Annotated in this window: 16 protein-coding genes and 1 pseudogene; 13 read left to right on the top strand and 4 right to left on the bottom strand. The window is 42.6% G+C overall.

Annotated features, from left to right (window positions below; translation table 11 throughout):
* The first annotated feature begins 6 nt into the window (after nt 1-6).
* From putA to ES754_RS01865, 10 genes are all read left to right on the top strand, one after another.
* Nucleotides 7-3,258 (top strand): bifunctional proline dehydrogenase/L-glutamate gamma-semialdehyde dehydrogenase PutA, encoded by a 3,252-nt coding sequence (putA, locus tag ES754_RS01820; RefSeq protein ID WP_147221532.1) that lies wholly within the window; start codon nt 7-9, stop codon nt 3,256-3,258.
* Nucleotides 3,259-3,269: 11 nt separating this feature from the next.
* On the top strand, nt 3,270-3,959 hold the full coding sequence (locus ES754_RS01825; RefSeq protein ID WP_147221534.1) for a 1-pyrroline-5-carboxylate dehydrogenase: 690 nt from the start codon (nt 3,270-3,272) through the stop codon (nt 3,957-3,959).
* A 377-nt stretch (nt 3,960-4,336) separates the two neighbouring features.
* Complete coding sequence (locus tag ES754_RS01830) at nt 4,337-5,701, top strand: uracil-xanthine permease family protein (protein ID WP_228267747.1); 1,365 nt, start codon at nt 4,337-4,339, stop codon at nt 5,699-5,701.
* A gap of 176 nt (nt 5,702-5,877) precedes the next feature.
* Entirely contained in the window at nt 5,878-7,545 is a 1,668-nt protein-coding gene (gene xdhA / locus ES754_RS01835; RefSeq protein WP_147221536.1) for a xanthine dehydrogenase small subunit, read from the top strand.
* Between the two features lie 98 nt (nt 7,546-7,643).
* The gene (xdhB, locus tag ES754_RS01840; protein ID WP_147221538.1) at nt 7,644-10,223 is read left to right on the top strand and encodes a xanthine dehydrogenase molybdopterin binding subunit; all 2,580 of its coding nucleotides are present in this window, start codon (nt 7,644-7,646) and stop codon (nt 10,221-10,223) included.
* Nucleotides 10,216-11,265, top strand: coding sequence for an XdhC family protein (locus ES754_RS01845; protein ID WP_228267748.1), 1,050 nt, complete (start codon nt 10,216-10,218; stop codon nt 11,263-11,265). The genes xdhB and ES754_RS01845 overlap by 8 nt, the downstream gene beginning before the upstream one ends.
* A 108-nt stretch (nt 11,266-11,373) precedes the next feature.
* Complete coding sequence (gene guaD / locus ES754_RS01850; protein WP_147221540.1) at nt 11,374-12,765, top strand: guanine deaminase; 1,392 nt, start codon at nt 11,374-11,376, stop codon at nt 12,763-12,765.
* 186 nt (nt 12,766-12,951) lie between these two features.
* Nucleotides 12,952-17,190, top strand: coding sequence for an ATP-dependent RNA helicase HrpA (hrpA, locus tag ES754_RS01855; RefSeq protein ID WP_227677758.1), 4,239 nt, complete (start codon nt 12,952-12,954; stop codon nt 17,188-17,190).
* Nucleotides 17,191-17,352: 162 nt separating this feature from the next.
* Complete coding sequence (locus ES754_RS01860) at nt 17,353-17,712, top strand: hypothetical protein (protein ID WP_147221542.1); 360 nt, start codon at nt 17,353-17,355, stop codon at nt 17,710-17,712.
* Between the two features lie 404 nt (nt 17,713-18,116).
* Entirely contained in the window at nt 18,117-18,371 is a 255-nt protein-coding gene (locus ES754_RS01865) for a hypothetical protein (RefSeq protein WP_147221544.1), read from the top strand.
* A gap of 378 nt (nt 18,372-18,749) precedes the next feature.
* Here the strand turns inward: ES754_RS01865 and ES754_RS12455 are convergent.
* Nucleotides 18,750-19,313, bottom strand: a pseudogene (locus tag ES754_RS12455) (benzoate/H(+) symporter BenE family transporter); the annotation flags it as partial.
* A gap of 202 nt (nt 19,314-19,515) precedes the next feature.
* Here ES754_RS12455 and ES754_RS01875 point away from each other — a divergent pair.
* Nucleotides 19,516-20,115, top strand: a complete 600-nt coding sequence (locus ES754_RS01875) for a class I SAM-dependent methyltransferase (RefSeq protein WP_147221546.1) — start codon at nt 19,516-19,518, stop codon at nt 20,113-20,115.
* A gap of 87 nt (nt 20,116-20,202) precedes the next feature.
* On the opposite strand, the gene ES754_RS01880 is transcribed toward ES754_RS01875, so the two are convergent.
* The 3 genes from ES754_RS01880 to pnuC form a co-directional block, all read right to left on the bottom strand.
* On the bottom strand, nt 20,203-21,096 hold the full coding sequence (locus ES754_RS01880) for a DMT family transporter (RefSeq protein ID WP_147221548.1): 894 nt from the start codon (nt 21,094-21,096) through the stop codon (nt 20,203-20,205).
* Between the two features lie 419 nt (nt 21,097-21,515).
* On the bottom strand, nt 21,516-22,106 hold the full coding sequence (locus ES754_RS01885) for an AAA family ATPase (RefSeq protein WP_147221550.1): 591 nt from the start codon (nt 22,104-22,106) through the stop codon (nt 21,516-21,518).
* Nucleotides 22,057-22,788: a nicotinamide riboside transporter PnuC gene (gene pnuC / locus ES754_RS01890; protein WP_147221552.1), complete on the bottom strand. Its 732-nt coding sequence runs from the start codon at nt 22,786-22,788 to the stop codon at nt 22,057-22,059. Before pnuC ends, ES754_RS01885 begins: the two co-directional genes overlap by 50 nt.
* 291 nt (nt 22,789-23,079) lie before the next feature.
* Here pnuC and ES754_RS01895 point away from each other — a divergent pair, with 291 nt between their 5' ends.
* Nucleotides 23,080-24,225 (top strand): beta-ketoacyl-ACP synthase III, encoded by a 1,146-nt coding sequence (locus ES754_RS01895; RefSeq protein ID WP_147221554.1) that lies wholly within the window; start codon nt 23,080-23,082, stop codon nt 24,223-24,225.
* A 280-nt stretch (nt 24,226-24,505) separates the two neighbouring features.
* Nucleotides 24,506-25,597: a peptide chain release factor 1 gene (prfA, locus tag ES754_RS01900; RefSeq protein WP_147221556.1), complete on the top strand. Its 1,092-nt coding sequence runs from the start codon at nt 24,506-24,508 to the stop codon at nt 25,595-25,597.
* Nucleotides 25,598-25,691: the final 94 nt, after the last annotated feature.

A 25,691-nucleotide genomic window follows, 5' to 3' on the forward strand; every position in this document is an offset into this window, starting at 1 on the left:
GTTGGTATGAACCCAATAGATCAGTTTACCCCGAAAGAGCCAATTTTATTTAAGCCCACTGATTTGCTCGTGCCTGATTCTATCAAGCAGTCAGCAGATGAGCTGTATGCGCGTATATCACCGTTATACAGCGTCGATGAAGACCGCTGGTTGTCTGAGTTGCTGCCACTTGCTAAGCCTACTGATAAAGAGCGTGACGCTGCTGCTGAGCAAACACGCCAGTTGGTGGAATATGTACGCAACGATGGTAAAGCGGTCAAAATGGTCGACTCGTTGTTGTTAGAGTACAGCTTAGATACACAAGAGGGCATCTTGTTAATGAGTCTGGCTGAAGCCTTAATTAGGGTGCCAGATAACTACACGGCTGATGCGCTAATCCGCGACAAAATGAGCGTTGCTGATTGGAAAAAACATCTTAAAGATGACAACGGTTTCATTGTTAATGCCTCGACTTGGGGTTTGATGATGACAGGCCGTGTGGTCAGTATTGATAGTGCTACCACTGCCTCAGGATTTTTGGACCGTATGACCAAAAAAATGGGCGAGCCTATGATTCGCGCGGCCATGCAAAAAGCCATGCGCGTGATGGGCCATCAGTTTGTGTTGGGCGAGACTATTGAAGACGCCAACAAGAACAGCCAAGTTTATCGTAATAAAGGCTATACCTATTCGTTTGATATGCTGGGTGAGGCAGCCGTTACCCATCAAGATGCTGAAAAGTACTTTAATGATTATCTGCATGCGGTCAAGTCTACCGCCAATATCAAAGTTAAAGACGGCATGCCGAAGCCCTCTGTATCTATTAAGTTATCAGCACTGCATCCCCGCTATGAGGCGACTCAAGAAGCGCAAGTAATGGGGCTACTACGCCAACGCTGCCTATTGCTTATTGAAGCGGCGCGTGAAGTGAATGTCGATATCAGTATTGATGCGGAAGAAGCTGATCGTTTAGAGATTTCTTTAAAGCTGTTTGAATCGCTATATCATGATACCTTGACGGCGGGATGGGATGGTTTGGGTTTAGTCGTACAAGGCTACTCAAAACGCGCGATTGCTATCTTTGCTTGGCTGGCACGTTTAGCGACAGAAGTTGGTGACCGTATTCCGCTACGCTTAGTAAAAGGCGCGTATTGGGATACTGAAATTAAGCTGGCTCAGCAACGAGGTTTGTCTGGCTATCCAGTATGGACGCGTAAAGAAGGTACGGATACGGCCTATTTAGCGTGTGCGCGTTTCTTACTGTCAGAGCATCTGCGTGGATTAATTTGGCCACAATTTGCCACTCATAACGCGCACACGCTAGCGACCGTGATGACCATGAGCCCCCATAGAGACTTTGAGTTTCAGCGTTTGCATGGTATGGGTGACGCGTTATACGACCATATTTTACAAGAATATAATATTCCTGTACGTATTTATGCGCCAGTTGGGGCACATAAAGATTTGCTCCCGTATTTAGTACGACGCTTATTAGAGAACGGTGCTAATAGCTCATTTGTACATCAATTATTAGACAAAACATATCCGATTGATAAGTTGGTTGTGCATCCGTATGACAAGCTGCTTGCCAATGCTAATTTGCATAATCCGGATATCCCGTTGCCATTAGATATCTATGGCCAACGTCGTGCCAGCTTTGGGCCTAATATATTTGTAGAGTCACAGTGGCAGCCTTTCAAAGCCGCTATTGATGAGCAGTTGTCCAAAACTTGGACAGCGACACCGATTATCAATGGTCAAGCGGTTAGCAGCGATACGGCTGGCGAACAAATCCTTGATAAACAACACAGCATTCGTGCGCCATGGAATCATCAAGTCATTGCTGGTGACGTACAATATGCCAATACTGATATTGCACGTCAGGCTATAGATGCAGCCGTCGCTGGGCAAGCAAACTGGCAAGCAGTACCTGCAAGTAAGCGTGCTGAGATACTACGCAAAATTGCCGATTTATATGAAGAAAACTACGCTGAGTTAATGACGCTATGCCAAGTTGAAGCGGGCAAGACCACGCAGGACAGTATTGACGAGATTAAAGAGGCAGTCGATTTCTGCCGCTTTTACGCCGATGAAGCTGAGCGTTTAGATATCAAAGTACATGAGTTTATCGACTTAGCTGGTAAGCAGTCGCGTCAAGTTTATAAAGCCCGTGGCACTTTTGTATGTATCAGTCCATGGAACTTTCCATTAGCGATTTATACCGGTCAAATCGTCGCTGCATTAGCAGCAGGTAATACCGTCGTTGCTAAGCCTGCCGAACAAACCAGCTTAATCGCCCATTTTGGTGCACAATTAATGTATCAAGCTGGCGTGCCTGTCGAGGCGCTACAGTTTGTTACTGGCGCAGGCGAGGTCGGGGCGGCATTGACCGCAGCGGACAACTTAGCAGGCGTTATTTTTACGGGTTCTACCCAAACCGCGCAACGTATTAACCAGAGTCTCAATGACCATCCACAATCGAATGGTGAGTTACCAGTCCTGATTGCTGAGACGGGTGGTCAGAACGCTATGATTGTCGATTCAACGGCTTTACCTGAACAAGTGGTCAAAGATGCCGTGCTATCCGCATTTGGTTCTGCAGGTCAGCGTTGTTCAGCTTGCCGTATTCTCTGCGTACAAGAAGAGGTTGCGGATGGCATTATTGAGCTACTGCAAGGAAGTATGGCTGAGCTGATTGTTGGTAATCCGACTTATGTGACTACTGATGTCGGTCCAGTCATTGATAAAGATGCTAAAAAAGTACTAGAAGCGCATATTGCGCGGATGCAAGCTGAGCCTACGGCGACTATTCTAGCGCAAACCCCTATGAGCGCCAGCTCCGCAGTCAATGAAGAGGATTCTACCTTTGTATTGCCAACCGTCATTGAAGTACAAAGCATCGACGTTATTGGCGGCGAGCATTTTGGTCCGATATTGCATGTTTTACGTTATCAAGCGCGCCATTTAGACCAGCTGATTGATGCGATTAATGGCACTGGTTTTGGTTTGACACTTGGTATTCATAGCCGTATAGAAAATATTGTTGAACACATTGAGCGCCGTGCTGTTGTTGGTAATACCTATGTTAACCGTAACCAAATTGGGGCGGTGGTCAACGTGCAGCCTTTCGGCGGTTGTGGTCTCTCCGGTACTGGCCCGAAAGCGGGTGGCCCGCATTATGTGGCGCGTTTGATGCAGCTTACTACTGAGCAAACAAGCACTGAAAACAGTGTGAATAACACTCAAGCATCAACATTCATTCAAACTAATATCGCATAAGGAGCAGCAAAATGGCGAATCAATTCAAAACCAATCATGCCCAAGTCTGTGAAGCTTGGCGACTACTGAGTGCGGTTGAGCGAGCTGTTTATATAGAAGCGGCTATTCCAAAACTGGCTTTGCTCACTGGCGATGCTAATAAAGCGCGGCGTTTATTTAACCATTTATTAAGTGCTGCCCCTCAGCTGGATGACGTCCAGCGTATGACAGGCGCGACTGGCGAATCTAACGATTTATATGTGACCGCTCGTGGTAAAACAATGGTTACCGGTGGTGAAACGGCCAAGACTATGGCAGTATTGGGGCAACTTATAGCTGCCTTATTGACCGGCAATGAAGTAATACTTCATTGGCCAAGCGAAGATGAGATGTGCATTGAAGCGGTAAAAGCGCTTTATGCTACTGGCATCAGCGATGATGTTATCAGTATTGCGAATGACTCGCAGACGGTTACTTTGTTATATATTGACCGTCTTGCTCAAGTGGCAGTTGCGGGCAATCATAGCGAAGTACAGGAAATCAGCCAAGAGCTGGCCAATACTGATGGTATCTTAACCCAAGTCATTGCGGTGACTGATATGGACGGTTTATCTGAAATGCTAACCCCAGATTATCTCTATCGCTTTGTCACTGAACGGGTAAGAACCATCAATACTACCGCTATTGGTGGTAATGCCAGCTTATTAGAGCTGGGTACTTAGTAAATAGTTAATCTTTAAACAATACTAAATAACTTTGTTGAGTATTGCTTAGGTCAAGACCAGCGTTTATTTATTGGGATTTCAGAATCCTTAATAAACGCCGGTCTTTTTTTATGCACCTTTATTATTAGCATTTTTATAGGTCATTAAGTACATAGACGCGGTATAGTACATTGAAAACTGACTAAACAGTCAAATTGTTTGGCGTAGTGCTACTTTGCATGCTATAACAGACATACAAGGTTTTTTCTAATTAAAGCCAGTCAGTTATTATCAGATGATTATATAGCAAATTGCTAATTAATGAGCTGTCAGACATAGACTATAAACATGGATTGTTTATTGGCTTAAAGCCATACTAAAAAGGATGATTACCCGTGTCTAAACCTTTAGAATCGCAAGATAATAGCGAGTTGATGTATCAACTTGATGATAAGCCGAGTTTTTGGCCAGCTAGCTTTGCCGCTTTACAACATTTACTGGCTGCTATCGTCGCTATTGTCACACCTACCTTAATCGTTGCTGGAACTTTAGGTTTGGGCGCTTATGTACCCTATCTTATTAGTTGCGCTCTAATCTCATCGGGCATCGGTACCTATATTCAATGTAAAAAAATAGGACCGATAGGCGCTGGCATGCTATCTCTGCAAGGGACTAGTTTTGCCTTTTTAACGGCTATTATCGCTGCTGGACTGATTGTTAAGGGCCGTGGTGGCTCACCGGAAGATATCTTAGCTACTATTTTTGGCGTTAGCTTTTGTGCCGCCTTTATTGAGGTTATTCTTAGCCGTTTTATTCATAAATTAGAAAGAATATTTACACCCGTAGTTACCGGTACGATTATTATTCTAATCGGTATTCCACTGATTGAGGTCGCAATGACTGATATTGCCGGTGGCTATGGTGCAGAGGACTTCGGAAGCCTGCAAAACCTTCTTTTAGGTATGATCGTGCTGGTATCAGTGATTGTGTTTAACCGCTCAAAAAATCCTTTATTAAGACTTTCTTCAATTGTCATTGCCCTAATTTTAGGTATGGTAGCCGCCTTTTTTATGGGTAGATTGGATTTTTCCACCTTAAATAATGTTGGTTTTATTACGGTTCCAATTCCATTTAAGTTCGGTTTTCAATTTGATCTCGCAGCATTCATTCCGTTAGTCATTCTGTACTGCGTCAGCGCCCTTGAAACAACAGGAGATTTAACGGCTAACTCTGTTATCTCTAAAGAACCCGTCGAAGGTCCGATCTACCTTAACCGAATCCAAGGCGGCGTATTGGCAGATGGTGTCAACTCTATGATTGCCGCAGCTCTCAATAGTATGCCGTCAACTACTTTTAGCCAAAATAATGGCGTTATTGCTTTAACCGGAGTAGCTAGCCGTCATGTTGGTATCTACATTGCAACTTTCATGATTGTTATTGGGCTGTTTCCTATTTTTGGCGCCATATTGCAGACTATGCCCCAGCCCGTACTTGGCGGTGCAACCTTAGTTATGTTTGGTACAGTGGCGGTGGCTGGTATCAAAGTATTGGCCAGCGCCAAGCTTGACCGCCGCGATATGTTGATCATTGCTACTTCTGTGGGCATAGGTATTGGCGTCTCTATGGTACCTGAAGTGTTGTCACAACTGCCTGAAGCACTGCGTAATGTATTGATATCTCCAGTGGCAATAGGTGCTATAACTGCAATAGTACTAAGTTTGTTTTTACCCATTGAAACACATAGCGCTGATGAACAATAAATAAAAAGTTGTTGAAGTCGCTACTATATGTTATTAATTAAAAGGTCTTTACTTACTCTTAAATTAATATCACCTTCTAAAAAAATTACTATTAGAGCCATGGTTGAATATTTAATACGTTCTGAAATCACTAAATTTTTTTTATATCCCTTTCATCAAGTTAGCCGAGTATTGCTATGATTAATTTTTATCTAAATGGGAAGTACCATGAGTTAACCCACCTCAATCCCAATACGACGGTACTTGAGTATCTAAGATTACACGCGCGTCAAACCGATACCAAAGAAGGCTGCGGTAGTGGCGATTGCGGTGCTTGTACCGTGATGGTGCAGCGCTTGCCTGTTAACGCTACTGACAATTCTAATAACAGCACTAATAGCACCGCGCCTTTTTATACCCTGAATTCTTGCATTACTTTGCTATCTCTCATGGATGGTCATCATCTTATGACTGCCTCTTATCTAGCGGATAATCCTGAGAACCATCCAGAGCGCGCGCTATTGCATCCAGCCCAGCAAGCGCTGGTTGAGTGTCATGGCTCGCAATGCGGCTTTTGTACCCCCGGATTTGTGATGTCGCTGGCCAGTGTTTATGAAAATAAGCGTATGCAAAAAAAGCAGAATGATAATAGTGATGAGCTAAGCGAGAATAATTTAAGCTATGATGAGGTTGTTGCCTCAATATCAGGTAATCTGTGTCGATGTACGGGTTATCGACCTATCATCGAGGCTGGTTTGATGATGGAAGAGATCGGTAAGCAAAGAGAGACCAATCAAACATCAACAAAAGATTTAACTATAAACCTAGCTACTGATGCGATGGCAAGCACTAAAGAGCCAGCAGCATCTAAAACTGAGTCTCTAACAACGATTACTGAAGCAGAGACTATTGAGCCTGCGCTTACAGAAGCTGGACGACAGCTATTTATTCCACAATCAATTGATGAGCTAAATCAGCTGTTAGCAACCTATCCAAAAGCAACTATTTGGGCTGGCGGTACAGATTTGGGATTGAGTGTCACCCAAAATTTAATTGATCATGAAGTAATTATTCAGCTATCGGCTATCGATGCGCTAAAATCTTGGTCATTATCTGATATCGATGAAGCCGCTAACAGTCATACTGAACAAGTAGAAGCAGGTCAAGAGCTGATCTTTGGCGCGGGCATGAGCTACGCAAAAATGCTGCCGGTACTAGAACAGTATTTTCCAGAATTTGCGCGACTGTTTGAGCGTATTGCTTCCCCACAAATCCGTAATATGGGTACGCTTGGTGGTAATGTAGCTAATGCATCGCCCATTGGGGATTTGCCGCCGATTTTACTAGCATTAGAGGCACGTATACATTTGCGTCATTGCGGTGCTCATGACACTGAACAACCTTATACTGATGAGACTATACCTTTATCAGAGTTTTTCTTAGATTATAAAAAGACCAAACTGCGCGCTGGTAGTTATGTGGTCGCCATCCACATTCCACTGATGCAAGACCATCAGCATTTATTTATTCACAAAATTAGTAAGCGTTTTGAGGATGACATTTCTGCCTGTTTGCTGGCGGCAAAAATTGAACTGTCAGCAGATTGCAACACTATTAAGCAAGCAAAATTCGGTTTAGGCGGTATGGCAGCGATACCTTTATTAGCTGAAAAATGCCAGCAAGCTATTATTGGACAACCTCTTAACGTTACAAGTTTTGAAAAAGCGGCACGAGCGCTACCTTCAGATGTCTCGCCATTAACCGATGTTAGAGCCAGTCGTGAGTATCGCATGCATGTGGTACAGCGCTTATTAATTAAGTGTGGTAAGCAGTTAATAGCAAATGTACAAACTGAGAGTGCTTAATAAAAAGTGCTAGCTAGATAATCTGCCAACTATAAAATTGCTACTGTCAGCCTAATTTTATTAAAAATAAAAGAGCATTAATAAAAAAGAGAACCACTATGAGCCACCAGTCCTCGTTATTTGACAGCTACAGTATTCGCCGTGTGCGTCCGGCAAAAAACAAAATCGGTACCTCGGCTAAGCATGACAGCGCGATCAGTCACGTCCTGGGGACGGCAACTTACGTGGATGACATCTTAAAGCCGCAAGGTACTTTTCATCTAGCTGTGGGTAAAAGTAAGCACGCCCATGCACGCGTATTAAGTATGGATTTAGATGCTGTAAAGGCTGCCGATGGGGTAGTGGATGTTTTAAGTTTCAAAGATTTGCCTGCCAAAACTGATATCGGCGCAGTGTTTGACGGCGAGCCATTGATGGTTGATGAGATCACAGAATATGTGGGTCAGACACTATTTGCGGTAGTAGCGACCAGTCATCGTGCTGCAAAACAAGCGGTGCTCAAAGCCGTTGTAGAATATGAAGCCTTACCAGCGGTACTTAGTATTGAGGAGGCGTTAGAGCAAGAATATTTTGTTCGTCCCACTCATACTATGCAGCGCGGTGATGCTGAGACAGCGCTTGAGAATGCGCCTGTTCGTATTAAAGGTCACATTCATATGCTGGGGCAAGAACACTTTTATCTTGAGGGTCAAGTGGCTTATGTAATGCCTTGTGATGATGGTGGGTTAGAGGTCTATACCTCATCGCAGCATCCAAGTGAAGTGCAACAGCTCGTCGCTGAAGTGGTCGACTTACCTTTTCATGCAGTCAATACCGTAGTGCGTAGAATGGGCGGCGGTTTTGGTGGTAAAGAAACCCAAGCCGCTGCATGGGCCTGCCTGTGCGGTATCGTTGCCAAACGCCATAATGTGCCGGTTAGCATGCGTTTAGATCGGCAAGATGATATGGTAGTAACGGGTAAACGTCATGAATTTGCCAATCGTTATGAGGTCGGTGTCAACGCGTCCGGTCAAGTACTTGGCGTCGATATACAGTTAGCAGGACTGTGTGGTTATGCGCCAGATTTATCTGATGCTATTGTCGATCGCGCCATGTTCCATTGTGATAATGGCTACTACTATCCTGACGCCCATGTTGCAGGACATCGTTGCAAGACTCATACGGTATCTAATACTGCTTTTCGAGGTTTTGGTGGCCCGCAGGGTCTTCTTACCGCTGAATATATGATGGATGATATTGCTTATACTTTAGGAAAAGACCCTCTGCAAGTGCGCTTAGCTAATTTATATCAAAATGGCCAAAGTACCCATTATGGACAGCCAATTGAGCATTTTGATTTGGCAACGATCATCAATACACTGGCAGAAGACTGTGATTATGAGAGTCGCCGTCAGCAAATTATAGCTGCTAATCAGCAAGCCGAAGCTGAGGGTAGTGATAAGCGCCTTGGTATTGCCTTGACGCCTGTGAAGTTTGGTATCTCATTTACCGTGCAGACCCTGAATCAAGGTGGCGCTTTGGTACACATTTATACTGATGGTAGTATTCACCTCAACCACGGTGGTACTGAGATGGGGCAAGGGCTCTATATCAAAATTGCCCAAATCGTTGCTAATGAATTCGACGTTGATTTAGATACGGTTAAAGTTTCAGCCACGCGGACGGACAAAGTACCTAATACTTCGCCGACGGCTGCCTCATCAGGTACTGATATCAACGGTAAAGCGGCGCAAAATGCTTGCATAACGATTAAGACACGTATCATTGAGTTTGCTGCTGCGCATTTCGACGTTGCACAAGAGGACATACGTTTTGAGCGCAATCATGTTTATATCGGCGATAAAGAAGAATTCACCTTTGCTGAAATGGTTCTATTGGCGTATCAACATCGCATCAGTTTATCTTCTACCGGCTACTATAAAACGCCGAAGATATTTTATGATCGCTCCAAAGCATGGGGTCGCCCGTTCTTCTATTTTGCTTTGGGAGCATCGTGTTCTGAGGTTGAGATTGATACTTTGACAGGCGAGTACAAGGTACTGCGCTGCGATATATTGCATGATGTGGGACAGTCGATTAATCCTGCTATTGATATCGGTCAGATTGAAGGGGGTTTTATGCAAGGAATGGGCTGGTTGACGACAGAAGAGCTGACATGGGATAAAACGGGAAAGTTAGCTTCCAATGCTGCCGCGAATTATAAAATTCCAACTGCTCATGATTTGCCGAAGCAGTGGAGCGTAAATCTGTTTGATCGCAAAAACGAAGAGCAAACCATTTATAATTCTAAAGCAGTGGGTGAGCCACCATTGATGTTAGCGGCTAGTGTCTGGTGTGCTATTAATAATGCGGTTGCTAGCTTAGGTGATTATAAGAAAAACCCCGAACTTACAATGCCTGCAACCCCAGAAGCCGTACTAAAAGCAGTCATGCGCATGCAAGGTGCACCGTGGGAAATCGCAACGAGTGTCAATGTTGAAGCGATTGATAGCTTGCTTAATAATAATAGTAATAACAGCAACGATGGCATCGACGACGATAAAGTCAAACCACAGCAAGTACCTCACGCTCGCGATATAAATCCGCCAGAGGTTGAAGGTCAGCAAGTTGACGACCAACCGGATGCAGTAGAGAACCCTAATGTATCAACGGCTAGAGGGCCTGCGCACAGTGAATGATTTATCACTAGCTCTGACAATGCCGCCCACACGTTGGTATGACGGTCTAGCGCACTATCAGCAGCAAGGGATAGCGCACGTTTTGGCAACTGTGGTTGCGGTCAATGGCTCAGCACCACGCGCTTTACAAGCAAAAATGATTATCACACAAGATGGTTGCTGCGATACGCTGGGTGGCGGTGGACTTGAGCATGATGTGATGATGACCGCGCGGCAATTATTGCATGGTGAAATAGAGACGACCGTATCAAAAGAAGGTAAAGAAAAAGACGCTAAGAATAATAGTGCCAACGCTAATGGCACTGGAAATGCTACTGTTAGTGAAGATAAGATAGAGTCAAAGCCAGCCAAAGCAGTCCGCCGTGATAGTGTCTATACCAAACATTATCCGCTGGGTGCTAAATTAGCGCAGTGCTGCGGGGGTAGTGTCACTGTGATGTTTGAATGCTTTAATATTACACCGTCGTTATCGATATTGGTTTTTGGGGCAGGACACGTGGCAGCCGCATTAATGACTATACTTGCCGAGTTGCCTTGCCAAGTGGATTGGGTAGACAGCCGCCCTGAGATGTTTGCGCCTTATTTAGCAAATACGCCGCAGAAAAAAGAAAGTTTACTACAAGGTTTGGATGATTCAAATATAGCCACTCTTTACCGTCTTCCTGCGCATATTCGACCATATGTTACCGATGAACCTGTTGATTGTATTCGCCCGTTTCTTGCGCCATTTAATGAGCAGTGCGGTCAGCGTTTTATTTTAGTTATGACCCATGACCATAGTTTGGATTTTGATTTGGTACGCGCTACTATTGAGGTAGGACTGGCAAACGATAACGCAGAATATTCGATGCCATATATTGGCTGTATCAGCTCAGGGACCAAAGCCAAGCGCTTTAAAGATCGATTGCTTCAGCGCGGTTATAGTGAGCAAATGGTTGATAAGTTAACCATGCCAATTGGTCTGCCAATCGGTGGTAAAGAGCCGATGGCAGTGGCGGTCTCTATTGTCGCTCAAATCTTGCAACAGTATCATAGCGCTTAGTACTCGCTAAATTTCTTAGCGGCTGCACCCTTAATCTGAATTTTGTTGTTATGCTAATTATTCGACATTCATAAGCTTGGTATTCCTAAAGCACTACGAGGTATCATTATGACCCTACATATTTACCAAGCTCAATTGCTACATTATCTTACTGAAAAGGATGTTCAGAAGCGCTTACTAAAAACGCCACTGGCTGATAAAAGCATCACGCTAATGCCTGTGGTTGCGGGCGTGAGTGTATATCCTGAGTATATCGCTAACGGTGCCTTGGTTGTCGATGATTCAACAGGTCTTATTGTCGATTACGGCAATAGTGAAACTATACTAGCCGATTATGCCAGTGCTCAAGAAGGACAGGCACCCGTACAGATTCATGATTATCAAGATAAGCTTATCATGCCCGGTTTTATTGATACCCACGTGCATTATCCACAAATTGATATGATGGCGGCATTTGGTGAGCAACTGCTCGATTGGCTAAATAACTATACATTTGTCACTGAAGCGACCTTTTCTGACCCAAAAGTCGCACAAGATACGGCAACATTTTTCTTAAACCAACTGCTTGCCAATGGTACGACCAGTGCATTGGTGTTTTCGACCAGTCACCCGCAGTCGGTAGAAGCTTTTTTTACCGAAAGTCAGCGCCTGAATACGCGTATGATTACTGGTAATGTGTTGATGGATCAAAACGCACCGGCGAATTTGTGTGTGCCAACTGAGCAAGGCATTCGCGATACGCAAGATATTATTGATAAATGGCATGAGCGCGGGCGTCAGCACGTGGCGATTACCCCACGCTTTGCCATCACTTCAACGCCTAAGCAATTACAGATGGCGGGCGAGTTATACGCCAGTTATGACAGTGTGTATCTGCAAACGCATCTGGCAGAAAATCACGATGAAATCGCCTTTGTGCGCAGTCTGTATCCCAATCATAAAGGCTATCTAGACGTTTATGATGACATGGGATTGCTGGGCCGGCGTACGACGTTGGCGCATGGCATTCACCTTGAGACTGCTGAGTATGAGCGGCTGCGTGAGACGGATACACAAATCGCCCATTGTCCGACCTCAAATTTATTCTTAGGCAGTGGGTTGTTTAATTTACCCAAAACTTTAAGCTACACGGGCGTGAGTATCGCTACTGATGTTGGTGGAGGCACCAGTCTATCAATGCTAACGACTTTGTCAGAGGCGTACAAGGTACAGCAATTACAAAGTAATCCCTTATCCGCGCATCAAGGTTTGTATCATATCACCCTTGGCAATGCACAATCGTTAGTATTAGACAGTAAGATCGGTAACTTTATGCCTAGTAAAGAAGCGGATTTTGTGGTCATTGATATGGCAGCAACGCCAATGTTGGAACGCCGAATGGCACAGACCAAAACGCTTGATGAGCAGCTATTTGTGTTAATGATGCTCGGTGACGATAGGGTAATTGAGCATACCATGATTGCGGGAGTGAATCGTTATAGTCGTACGAGTGCTACTTAAAGTGCTAATGACATAAGTGTTTCTTGTATAAGTATAGCCAAATCCTAAGCGTCACTTGCATTGGACAAGTAGCGGCTTAGGATTTTTTGTTTTAAGCAAAAAAAGGGACAACAACGGTAACTTGAATCATGCGCCAATTAACCCCATAATCTACCTAACTCCAAACAATAAATAGCCTAAGCAAATATGCCTGATATTCTAAAAAATAATCAAGACGATAGCCAACTACAAACTGAAAGTCTAAGCGCTGATGCAAATAATAAATATCAAGCAGATACAATAGCTCAAAACGCTATTTCTGTTGCTAATTTACCTGTGCTCGCAAAAGATGAATATTATCTCAGTCGCCTTGAGCGTGAACTGAAACGTGCCGCTTCTACTAAACAGCCTGCTGAGAATTTAACTAAAAAACGTGCTAATTTTGAAAAACTAAAAGCCCGTTCACAGCAAGCGGTACAAGCACGCATGGACAGTATTCCGGCGAATTTGCCAGCTAAGCTAAATCTTGATTTGCCAGTCAGCCAACGTGCTGATGATTTGATTCAGGCGATTATAGATAATCAAGTGATTATTGTTGCTGGCGAGACTGGCTCGGGTAAGACCACTCAGCTACCAAAGCTTGCTATGCTGGCAGGTCGAGGAATACGTGGGCAGATAGGGCATACACAACCAAGACGATTAGCAGCACGCAGCGTGGCGAACCGGATTGCTGAAGAGTTGGGTGAGCAGTTAGGTAATACGGTCAGTTTTAAAATTCGCTTCAATGAGCAGGGCACTGCGCAATCCGTCGTTAAGCTAATGACTGATGGTATCTTGTTAGCTGAATTGGGTCATGATCGTTTTTTAAGTAAGTACGATACCATTATTATTGATGAAGCGCATGAGCGTAGCTTGAACATCGATTTTATTATGGGTTATCTTAAAAAACTGCTGCCCAAACGCCCTGATTTAAAAGTCATTATTACTTCAGCAACACTTGATACCAAGCGTTTTAGTGAATATTTTAGCCATTACGACGCCAAGCTTAAACGAAAAGTACCAGCCCCTATTTTTAATGTCGAGGGGCGCAGCTTTCCAGTTGAAGTACGTTATCGTCCGCTGACTGATGAGCCAGTGACCAGCTCAGACGATGACAGCTATGATGATTTTGAGGAAAATCTGCCGCGTGCCGTGGTTGCTGCCGTCGAGGAATGCTTTAGCGATGCCCAAAGTAAGGGTCATCCAGATCAGGCTGATATCTTGATATTTGCTGCCACTGAAGCTGAGATTCGTGAGACGCAAGACGTTCTTGAGCGGCATGGACCCAAGCATACCGAAGTGCTGCCGTTATTTGCACGTCAAACATACGAAGAACAGCAGCGCATTTTTCAACCATCTGGTCGTGGTCGCCGTATTGTGATTGCGACTAACGTTGCCGAGACCGCTTTAACCGTGCCTGGTATTCGTTATGTCATCGACTTAGGGTTTGCGCGGATTTCACGTTACTCCTATCGCTCACGGGTGCAGCGTTTACCGATTGAGGCGATTGCCCAAGCAGCAGCCAATCAGCGTAAAGGTCGCTGTGGTCGTGTCGCACCGGGCGTTTGTATTCGTCTCTATAGCGAGGAAGACTTTAGTGGTCGTCCTGAGTTTACTGAACCCGAGATTCTACGTACCAACTTGGCGTCCGTTATATTGCAAATGGCAAACCTACGCTTGGGCAGTGTCGATGACTTTGATTTCATTGAGCCGCCCGACAGTCGTCTAGTAACCGATGGTCATAAGCTGCTCAATGAGCTGGGTGCCATTACCGAAAAAGACGAGCAAGCAGCTAGTCATTCAAATGCTAATAACACAGCAAGCAGCAAGCCAAAACGCCAAGGATTAGACCATTTAAAACTGACGCGTATTGGGCAACAGATGGCGCGCATGCCAATTGATCCAAGGCTAGCACGTATGTTAGTTGCCGGTAGTGACTTTGATTGTATCCGTGAAATGCTGATTGTAGTCGCCGCGCTCGCCGTGCAAGACCCGCGCGAACGTCCTGCTAATAAGCGCACGCAAGCCGACCAAAAGCATGCAGAATTTCGTCAAGATGATTCGGATTTCTTGTTTTATCTCAGCCTATGGAAAGCGCTGTTCGAAAAAGACGAGGATGGTAATAAGCTGTCAGGTAATCAGCGCAAAAATTTCACTAAAAAGAATTATCTTAGCTTTCCACGTGTACGAGAATGGCATCAAACTCATAAGCAGTTAGTGCAAATGGTCACTGAGCTTAAGCTGACTGATGATGCGACTAGCACTAAATCTAATACTAAAAATGGTGAATTAGCCAATAGTGATCCAACGGGCGTGAATGATGAAGCGCTTAAAGCAGTTAAATATGCCAATTTGCATCGTGCATTGTTGACTGGATTATTATCAATTATTGCGCACAAGACCGAAAGCCGCGGCGAATATCTAGCTGCGCGCCAGCAAAAGACTAAAATTTTCCCAGCCAGTACGGTATTTAAACAGATACCACCGTGGGTAATGGCATTTGAGATGGTAGAGACCTCGCAAGTCTTTATGCGCACTGTTGCCAAGATTGAGCCGGAGTGGATTATCTCAGCGGCTGGCAACTTGTTAAAGTATCACTACTTTGAGCCACATTGGTCGAAAAAAACTGGTCGCGTTAAAGCGTATGCGCAAATTAGCTTATTTGGGCTGATTATCATTGGTAAGCAGCTGACCAATTATGAACAAGTCAATTTAATCGAAGCACGGGAAATTTTTATCCGTGATGGATTAGTGACGGGTAACTTTGGTCGCGCGGCGCCATTTTTACAGCATAATATGGATAAAATTGCGGACATTGAACGTATTGAGGATAAGTTACGTCGCCGTGATTTGTTGGTTGATGAAGAAACGCTGTATCAATTTTATGATCATAAAATACCTGAGCATATCGCCAGTCGCAAAGCCTTTGAAGACTGGCGTGCAGAAGTCGAAAAAACCGATACCAAATATCTATTCTTCACTGATGATGACGTACTCAATAGCCAAGCGCCGACCACAGGCGATTTTCCAGAAGTGTGGAAGTTGGGTGATTTAAAACTACCGCTACGTTATGTCTTTGATCCCTCAAGTGATGAGGATGGCGTCACTATACGTGTACCATTGGCCGCGCTCCCACAGCTTGATGCTCTTGAGCTGCTATGGGGCGTACCCGGTTGGCGTTTTGAGTTGGTATTGCAATTACTTAAGTCCTTGCCAAAAGAGATTCGTCGCCAAATCGTACCGATTCCTGATACCGCCGACAGCTTATTTGATGAGCTACAACCTGCGCAATCACAAGGGTTGCTCAAACAATTGTGCCAAGCGTTGAACCGACGCGGCATCATGTCGGTAACACCTGATAATTTTAATCCGTCTACCATTGACCGCTATTTACAACCGCAAATCTGTGTGGTCGATGATAAGAACCGTATTATTGAAAAGGGTCGTGACCTGCAAACCTTGCAAATTCGTCATGCCAGTGAGACCAGCCAAGCGGTGAATGAACAGCAAGGCGCGCATACCAGCTTCCCTGAGCACTTTAGTTTTAGTAAAAATCATCATAGCGCAGGTGTAGTCATGAAGCAGTTTGCCGCGTTAGTGACTGATGAGGCGGGAGAGGCCGTATCGATTCATCAATATACCGATGTGAATGCTGCCCTGCAGGCACATCGTATTGGTATATTGACCCTGATTAAAAAGCAGCTTGGGGCGAAGAAAAAACAGCTCACCAGTCAAATTGATAGCGTGTTTAAACTGGCTTTTGCGCCGCTTGGCGATATGGAAAAGCTAAAAACCATTGTCATTGATGCGGCGCTAGATGCTGTTCTTGAGGAGCACTATGTGTTGTTTGACCATAGTGCAGACTTACCTGAGAGCGCCGACGCTATTGCGATTGGCTTGGCGGAAGAATTGCCATTTACGGCGGAAGAATACCAGCAAACGGTTGAAGTAGTGGTGAGTAACTTCTTATTGACTGGTCAAACGGTGATTAAAACCCTTAAAAATGTCTATACGCGTTGGCAGCGTATTCGGCAGGGACTATTGATGCTTGACCGTGAAATCTTTGGTGAGTCTATTGACGATATTGAAGACCAGCTAGAGGATTTGCACTTAGCAAAATTTGTTTACCGAATGGATTACAGCCATTGGCAACAGTATCCGCGCTATCTAGAAGCGCTCGAGATTCGCCTTGAGCGCCTTGAGCACAATATAGAGGCGGACTTGGATGGCGTTTATGCATTAGATTTACACATGGAGCGCTTATCGGGTCGTGCCGATAATGAAAAAATTAGTGAATATCGATGGATGGTTGAGGAATATCGTATTCAATTGTTTGCCCAACCGATGAAAACGCGAATGGCAGTGTCACCGAAGCGTCTGAGTAAGATATGGGATAAGGTGACTTAGGATAATAGAGGGTGGCTGAGACTATAATGCTGATTGTAACTATCTTTTCAGATATCTATAGCAGCTTTTATTTTAAAAATATATTAATTATCTATCTATGATATTTTTTGTCGGTAAGTTAAAAAACTAAAAAATTTATATTATAAAAGCTGAGATAGAACCATGGAACTAATTAATGTTGAAGAGTTGTGCGAAAAACTTCAAAACTGTTCATCGAAAGAACAAGTTTATAGAGTTTGGGAAAAAGCTAAGTTGACTAATGACTGTTCTATGTTTGTAATAGGTAATGCGAGTAATGTTGAATTTGTTGAAGGTTTTAATGATATTTTTTCAAATGAATTAGTATGTGATTATTTTCAATCGAAAAAAATACAGTTTGTTAATAACAGTATTATAAACAAATTGGAAAACAAAAAGGTTCCAGAAATATTTATTGATTACTCTTTGATGTTTGATTCTAATATTTGCACATATATTAATGCCATAATGAAAAGAAAAGAGTTTGAAGGTAGTAAAAAATAGTTCCTACTCTGATAGATATTTCACATAAAAAAATAAATTATGACTTTACTTTTTATTTATATGAAAGTTCAAAAGATTTTAACTTCGAAATAAGTCATATAAATAATAGTCATGAACTGTGGAGTTTACTAGGATATAGCTTTCAAGAAAATCTTTTAAATCTGATTAAGTTTAAACATATTAAACCAGAAGATGCTAATAGTTTTCAAACTAGTATTTCTGAATCTGATGCTAAAATAGAAGCTATGGATCTTTGTTTTAAAGTGTATGTTCAAGCTAAGGGTTTACTAGAAAACATCAAAACCAAATTTAAAATGATAGAGCTAACAGTCTTGAAGATTATCAATATTCAGTTCGATAGCAAAAAATCTCATCAAAATAAGTTCCTAAAACTAGTTGAGTTTATGAATGATAAACACTGTTTTTCAGATAGAGAATCTATTCTAGCTATAGAGTATTTCAAAGATAAAAATCTTGAAGTATTTAAAGGAATATATAAAGAAATGAAAATCGATGTTTTTTCAAAGAAAGTCAAAAATATTTCTTGGGATTTAATGGCACCTAGGATTATGGAGGATTTTATAAAGGGTATGACCTTTGAAAAAGATGTGTTTATCCCTTTTTTGTTTCTCATGATATTAACCTTAGAGGAACTATAAGGGCTTATCCTATTAAGTACGTATTTCTAAATGGAGATAGGAATAAGCGTCGTATAGTATCAGTCCCTATGAATAATACACATAAATATTTATACGAAAATAATTGTCATAAAGCTATTAAGGAAATTCTTGAGAATAAAAATACAAGAAGAGGAAATGTGCATAATATCGTATCAAATCTAGATAATTTGTTAGCTTGTAGCTATCGAGAGTGTGAAAAAACTTTGGAACTCAAGCTTGAATAAGTCAGTGATGCCGAAATGTAGTAAATATATAGTTTTTTCATTAAGCTACCTTGTCAGTCATAAATTATTAAAGCGTATTAATTAATAAGTAACTTACCTATCATAACAGTTATAAATCAAACTCTATCTTCAACTAAACACCAACTTCCGCCACACGCTTCTTAGTCAACACGTAATGCGCAATCATCCCGATACAAATATCCCAAAATACTGAGCTGAGTCCTAAAAACTGCATACCGGATGCGGTGGCTAAAAAGGTAATTAACGCCGATTCTCGTTGGGTATCGTCTTTCATCGCCACGGAGTATTGGCAGCAATGGCACTGATTGGTGCCAGACCTGCTAATGCAGCCACCAAGTATATGGGCAGCAAGCCAAATACCATCACGATACTACTCGCAAATATCCCTTCTAATAAGTAAAAACCCGCATTAGAAATGCCTGCAATATAGCGTTTTGTTATCAGATAAACAAGCCAACATACTAAAGACGATAAATGTCATAGTATCAGTAGCTTTAAATAAATCTAAGCCGAACTGGAACAAGATACCTGTCATCATTCCCGCTGCGATACCATTGGGAATTAATCTCAGGATTTTATCAAGATAGCCTGTTGCACTGACGATGAAAATAATAATAGTATAAGCAGCAACAGACGCTGAAAGTGACCGATCTTCTTTAAGCATTTGTATCAAAGCTGCCATATTGCACCCATGTCAGTCATCACTAATCGTTAGATATTAAGCAGTTAAGAATAATTTAGATTTTGCTCTAAACACAATACAGTACTAATTTGTATGGAGTACAAGCTTTACTATAAGAGTGATAATGCTACGGATTAAATAGTAGAATAAGACTTAGCTTGAAATACTTGACCTCGAATAACAAAAGGAAAGTAACATGTGGGATAAACGTTATAGTGAACCAGAGTATATTTTCGGTACAGAGCCTAATGACTTCCTAAAAGAAGAGTTTCAGAGGATACCAGCAGGCGGGCGTGTGCTGTGTATAGCGGAAGGTGAGGGACGTAATGCGGTATTTTTAGCTCAAAACGGCTATCAAGTAACTGCGATGGACTTCTCTGAAGTAGGCCTAAATAAAGCACTAAAATTAGCCAAAGATAAAGGCGTTGAGATAACAACTGACGTTGCAGATTTAGCCGATTATGCATTAGGGGAGGCACAATGGGATGGTATTATTTCCATTTGGTCGCATTTACCTGATGCTGTACGCCAACGTCTCCATGCACAGATTGCACCAGCGTTAAAGCAGGACGGTGTATTTATTCTTGAAGCTTATACTTATGAGCAAACTACTATGGAAGCCATTGGTGGGCCGCCTGCGACGCAGCGAGAGCGGTTTATGTCATTAGAAAAATTGCGTCCAGAACTTATAGCACTCGAGGAAGTGGTCGCTATTGAGAAACATCGCAGTATTTCAGAAGGCACACGCCATCAAGGTTTGAGCGCAGTCGTTCAGTTTATCGGGGTTAAAAAGTAAGTATACGAGTGGTTGCAAAAGGCATAATTAACTCCTTAGCTCTGTTCGTAATGATAAATAGCCTAGGTAATAAATTAATGCTCTGTCTTAAATCGGTTCTTTAAATGCTTTTTTATTCAATATAAAGACTAGTACCGCTCCTAGAATGACAACGCTCGCTATAATAAATTGCATAGTGAGCTGCTCAGATAAAAATAGCATACCCGCAAAGGCGGCAATTACTGGTACACAGAGCTGCACCACCGCCGCTTGTGTACTTTTTAATAGTGGCATTGCCCTATACCAAATGCTGTACCCAAGACCAGACGCTATCGCTCCCGAGGCACAAGCCAATAATATGCCCTCGATGCTGATATTTTTTATATTGCTTATACCTACTAATAACAATATTGGAATGGCGATTAGGCTTCTGATAAAGTTAAAGCCTGTTGCTCGCAGTGGTGAGATACAGGCTTTGCCACGAATGCTGTAGATGCCCCAAGCTATCCCACTGACTGCCATCAGCAATGCGCTGATTGGAGAGGGCAGAGCCGCTGAAGGCAGCATTAAATACACAAAGCCGACCACTGCCACTATAAAAGCTGCCCATTGTAAGATACTTAAACGCTCTTTTTTATAAATACCCCAACCTATCATGGTCAGTTGCACGGCTGAAAATAGAATAAGCGCCCCAGTGCCAGTATCTAGCTGTACGTAGGCAACCGAAAAACAGAGCGCGTAAATTAATAGGCTGACACTACTTATCCAACTGCCTTTGTCTTTTAAAATGTCACTATTATCCGCCTGATTAAAGTCGCCCTTACTTTTTAGATTATAAGTATAAACCACCATAATAATACTAAGGCAGATAGCAGCACTCAGCAGGCGAATAACCGTAAAGTTCCAAGGGTCGATATAACCTTCTGCTAACGCCATTCTGCACAAAAGCGAGTTGGCAGCAAACGCAATTAAAGCAATAATCGTGTATAGCGTGGCTCTCAAAAGTTATTCCTGATAGTGTCTAAATTGTGTAATAAGAGCGCATCGCTAACGAAGCCCACAACTATTTAAGCTACATACTATATTGATAAATAGCCTAAGTAAAAATAAGTCTTAATAAAAATTGGAATCAAAACATAAATGTTTCTCTAACTAAACTCATCCAAAAAACTATATCGAGAATTTACTATCCATAAATCTACCCTAAGTACATTTTAGTTTGAGCACTCCAAACATTATATAAGCAGTTGGTTTGAGGTATAATGAGACCAGTTATTGAACGCGTCTTTAAATGAGGTAAATGAAACTAGCGCAATAGGCGCTTTACTCAAAGCTTCGCTAAGCAACTCTTAATAATAATAAACAGAAACATAGTTAGTTATTCAAACTTATCTTCTTTTAAAAATCATTTTTATTTTTTACTAATCACTTTTCAGTTTAGCGAGCAACTTCACTACCTGCTGAACTCTTTGATTTCTATCGCCGCCAATACGAAAAAACAGCTTCCCATAACGCGTCAACTCTGTAGCGAAGCGGGCGCTTATCTGTTCACGTCCATGCGGACTATCACGTAAATCATCAGCCACCCAAGGAATGTCGACCTCGGTTAATAAAATCAAATCGTAATGATGCGCCAATGCTGCTTGTGTCAGGGCCTCTGGACAATCGCCATAATACCAATTTGCATAAACCATCAGTTCAAACAAACTGGTATCACAAAATAAAAAACTATTCGTCTGCTCAGTTTGTAGGGCGAGCTTGTTTTCTAGCGCTATTTGACCTTGCGCTATCGGTAACAAATCTTCCCATGAGCAGGTTTTTTGCTCACTATCCCATTTTTTTTGCAAATAAGTCCGCATGTATTCTGGCACCCAAGGGCTATCAAAATATGCGGCCAAATCGCGACATAAAGTGGTTTTGCCGGTACTTTCTGCGCCTAAAATAGCGACATTGATAACTGATTTAGGCGTATGCTGCGTTAAATTGAAGGCGGTAACGTTGTTGCCATTCATAATAAGCCCAGATTGCAATGAGAGTCAGCACTACGTATTGCAGTGCGGTGAAGGTATAGCCTTTATAAAAATATAACGGCACTGAGATGGTGTCGGCGACTATCCATACTAACCAATGCTCAATTTTGCGGCTAGCCATCAACCACATGGCTATTAAGAATAGCGCGGTGGTGAGCATATCGGTATAGTCGACCCAAGTAAATAAGTGTAGACCCAATACCGCTCCCTCGAAGCTAAAATTGTTATTAATGACCGGGCGGAAATAATATACTAACGCCACAAAAGCGATGGTAGTGGTGGCCAGTACGGTCATCATAGGTACATCGCTTGCCTGAATATGCTCAATTTGAATATCATCTTGAGAGGGTCGGTCTACTTGCTGGCACGCTTGCTTACTATCCTGACTTATATTGGCCTTACTTTTTGACCAATTAACCCAGCCATATATGCCCATAATCGTAAAGTAAGCGTTGATAAGCATATCGCCAAATAATTGCCACTGCCAAAGCAAATAAACAAAAATAGCGGTACTGACTATTCCTACAGGGAAGACCAGTATATTGGTGCGCCGCGCAAGTAAAACACTGGCGACACCAAAGATAACCCCAATGATTTCCAGTATAATAAATAGCGTGGGATACTCAGCATATTGGCCAAATAGCCAATCAAAGATTCCTGCCATTATGTCTCCTAATTATTATTTTTAATAAACTTTACTGCTTTTGAGTGCGTGCTATTGTTTATTTGAGTGAACATGATTATATAGTAGGTCTGTGTGGATAACGTCAGCCTTTGCCTATTATCGGCTGTAAAATGCTTATTTGTAACAAACCATTAGAATAATAGTAATATTCAGGCATAATAAAGGCATTGGTTTTAAGTTTACAGCTATTCACCGAAAGTAGATATTTACTATTTTCTAAAAATTTATGCTTAGCATTAAGCACAACAGTAGTAGACAAGGAAGCTTATCATGACGACTTGTATCACCGGTACCGGCCTGTACATTCCCCCTTATAGCATCAGTAACGAAGAGCTGGTGACGTCATTTAACCAGTATGTTGACAACTATAACGCAGAACATGCTGATGAGATAGCAAGCGAGGCTACTCCTGCATTGCAACATTCGTCAGCAGAATTTATCGAAAAAGTATCGGGTATTAAGTCCCGCTATGTGATGGAAAAAGAGGGCATCTTAAACCCTGAAATTATGGCACCGGTCATTGCCTACCGTGATATAGAAAATGAGTTGTCGGTAATGGCTGAAATGGGCACAGCGGCGCTATTGGAAGCGCTAAAAGATGCTGGTTTAGAGCCCAATGATTTGGATGGTATTATTCTTGCCTGCTCAAACTTTCAGCGTACTTATCCAGCGGTGTCAATTGAGATTCAAAACGCGATTGGCATGGTTGGCGGTTTTGCTTTTGATATGAACGTGGCTTGTAGTGCCGCCACTTTTGGTCTAGCACAAGCGCAAGGCTCTATCGCATCTGGTTTGGCAAAACGTGTGGCAATGGTCAATGTCGAGATTAGCTCGGCGCATCTGAACTGGCGTAACCGCGACAGTCACTTTATCTTTGGTGATGTGGCGACCGCTTGTATCATTGAGGATTTGGATACCCCAAAAGGCTATGAGATTTTGAATGCTAAATTATTCACTGAGTTTTCAACCAATATTAGAAACGAATATGGTTATATGGATCGCTCAGAATTTTTAGCAGCAGAAACAGAGATGTATCCTGATATTAAAAAACCGGCCACAATTAAGTTATTTACCCAAAATGGGCGTAAAGTGTTCCGTGAAGTCTGTCCTAAGGTCTCTCAAATTATCACTGAGCACTTGCAAGAGAATGATTTGCAGGCCAGTGATATCAAAATGCTGTGGCTGCACCAAGCCAATGCCAATATGATTGATTTAATTTTGCGTACTGTCGTTGGTCGTGATGCAGATAAAGCGATCGCGCCTAGCGTTATTGCTGAATTTGCTAATACCAGTTCAGCCAGTCCGATGATTGTGTTCCATCGTTATAAAGACGCTCTACAGTCTGGTGATTTAGGTGTGATTTGCTCATTTGGTGCCGGTTATTCAATTGGTTCTGTACTGGTTCGTAAAGTTTAATATGTATAATAAAGATAAGTAGAGCTTAGTATAATACTAATAGTTTATTTTCAATTATTATACTTTCAATTATTAAGTAAGTTCAATGAAATAGCTAAGAGCAATCTTGGCTATTTTTATGTCTGAATTTTGGCTTACTTATGCTTATAGGTGAGAGCTATTAAATAAATTTAGACGTGTCTATTAATATAAGTATGAAGTTTACGCAGTGGTTTTAATTTTGTTGCAAAAGTTTGCTATAATTACGCTCTTATTTTCCTTATTTAGATAAAGTTACGTTATGAAAGAATCCCTGCGCTTACGTTTAGACCAGATGGTAGACCGTTATGAAGAGGTGACCGCCTTATTGTCAGACCCTGGTGTCATTAGCGATAATAATAAATTCCGTGAGCTGTCTGTTGAGCACAGTGATCTGATGGATATTACTACCTTGTGGCTGAACTATGGACGTGCAGAAAAGGATCAAGCTGATGCTGAATTTATGCTTGGCGAGTCTGCTGATGCTGACATGAAAGAGATGATGCAAGATGAGATTGATAGCGCACGTGATACCATCGTAGAGATGGAAGAGGCACTCAACGTCATGATGCTGCCAAAAGATCCGAATGATAAAGTGCCTGCTTTCTTAGAGATTCGCGCAGGAACAGGTGGTGACGAAGCCGCTATATTCTCCGGTGATTTATTCCGGATGTACCAAAAATACGCGCAAACTCAAGGTTGGACGATGGAGATTCTATCTACTAACGAAGGTGAGCATGGCGGTTATAAAGAAATTATCACTCGGGTGTCTGGTAATAGCGTTTATGGTCGCTTAAAGTTTGAGTCTGGTGTGCATCGTGTGCAGCGTGTGCCTGAGACCGAAAGCCAAGGTCGCGTACATACGTCAGCCTGTACTGTTGCGGTCATGCCAGAAGTTGAGATTGATGATACTGTAGATTTAAATCCAGCGGATATTCGCTTTGATACCTTCCGCTCAAGTGGCGCAGGTGGTCAGCATGTTAATACTACAGACTCAGCAGTGCGCTTGACTCACATACCTACAGGAACCGTGGTAGAGTGTCAGCAAGAACGTAGCCAACATAAAAACCGTGCGCAAGCGATGAAAATGCTCATCTCAAGAATTCAACAAGTTAAAGTGCAAGCGCAAGTGGACGCGGCGGATACTATCCGTCGAGATTTAGTGGGTAGTGGCGACCGTAGTGAACGGATTCGTACTTATAATTTCCCGCAAGGACGTATGACCGACCATCGTATTAACTTAACTTTGTATAAGCTTGATGCGATTATGGAAGGTGATATGGATGAATTGCTTGATTCGCTACTACGCGAGCATCAAGCCGACTTGATGGCCAGTATTGGCGGTGAACAATAAGTTATAAAAGTAAGGCAGTAGCCAATAACATAAAACATGTGAGCCCTTGTTATGATAATAAATAAGGCATTACCTTTAAGAGCAACGTCTAAAC

The sequence above is a fragment of the Psychrobacter frigidicola genome, assembly GCF_007997305.1.
GTDB classification, from domain to species: domain Bacteria; phylum Pseudomonadota; class Gammaproteobacteria; order Pseudomonadales; family Moraxellaceae; genus Psychrobacter; species Psychrobacter frigidicola.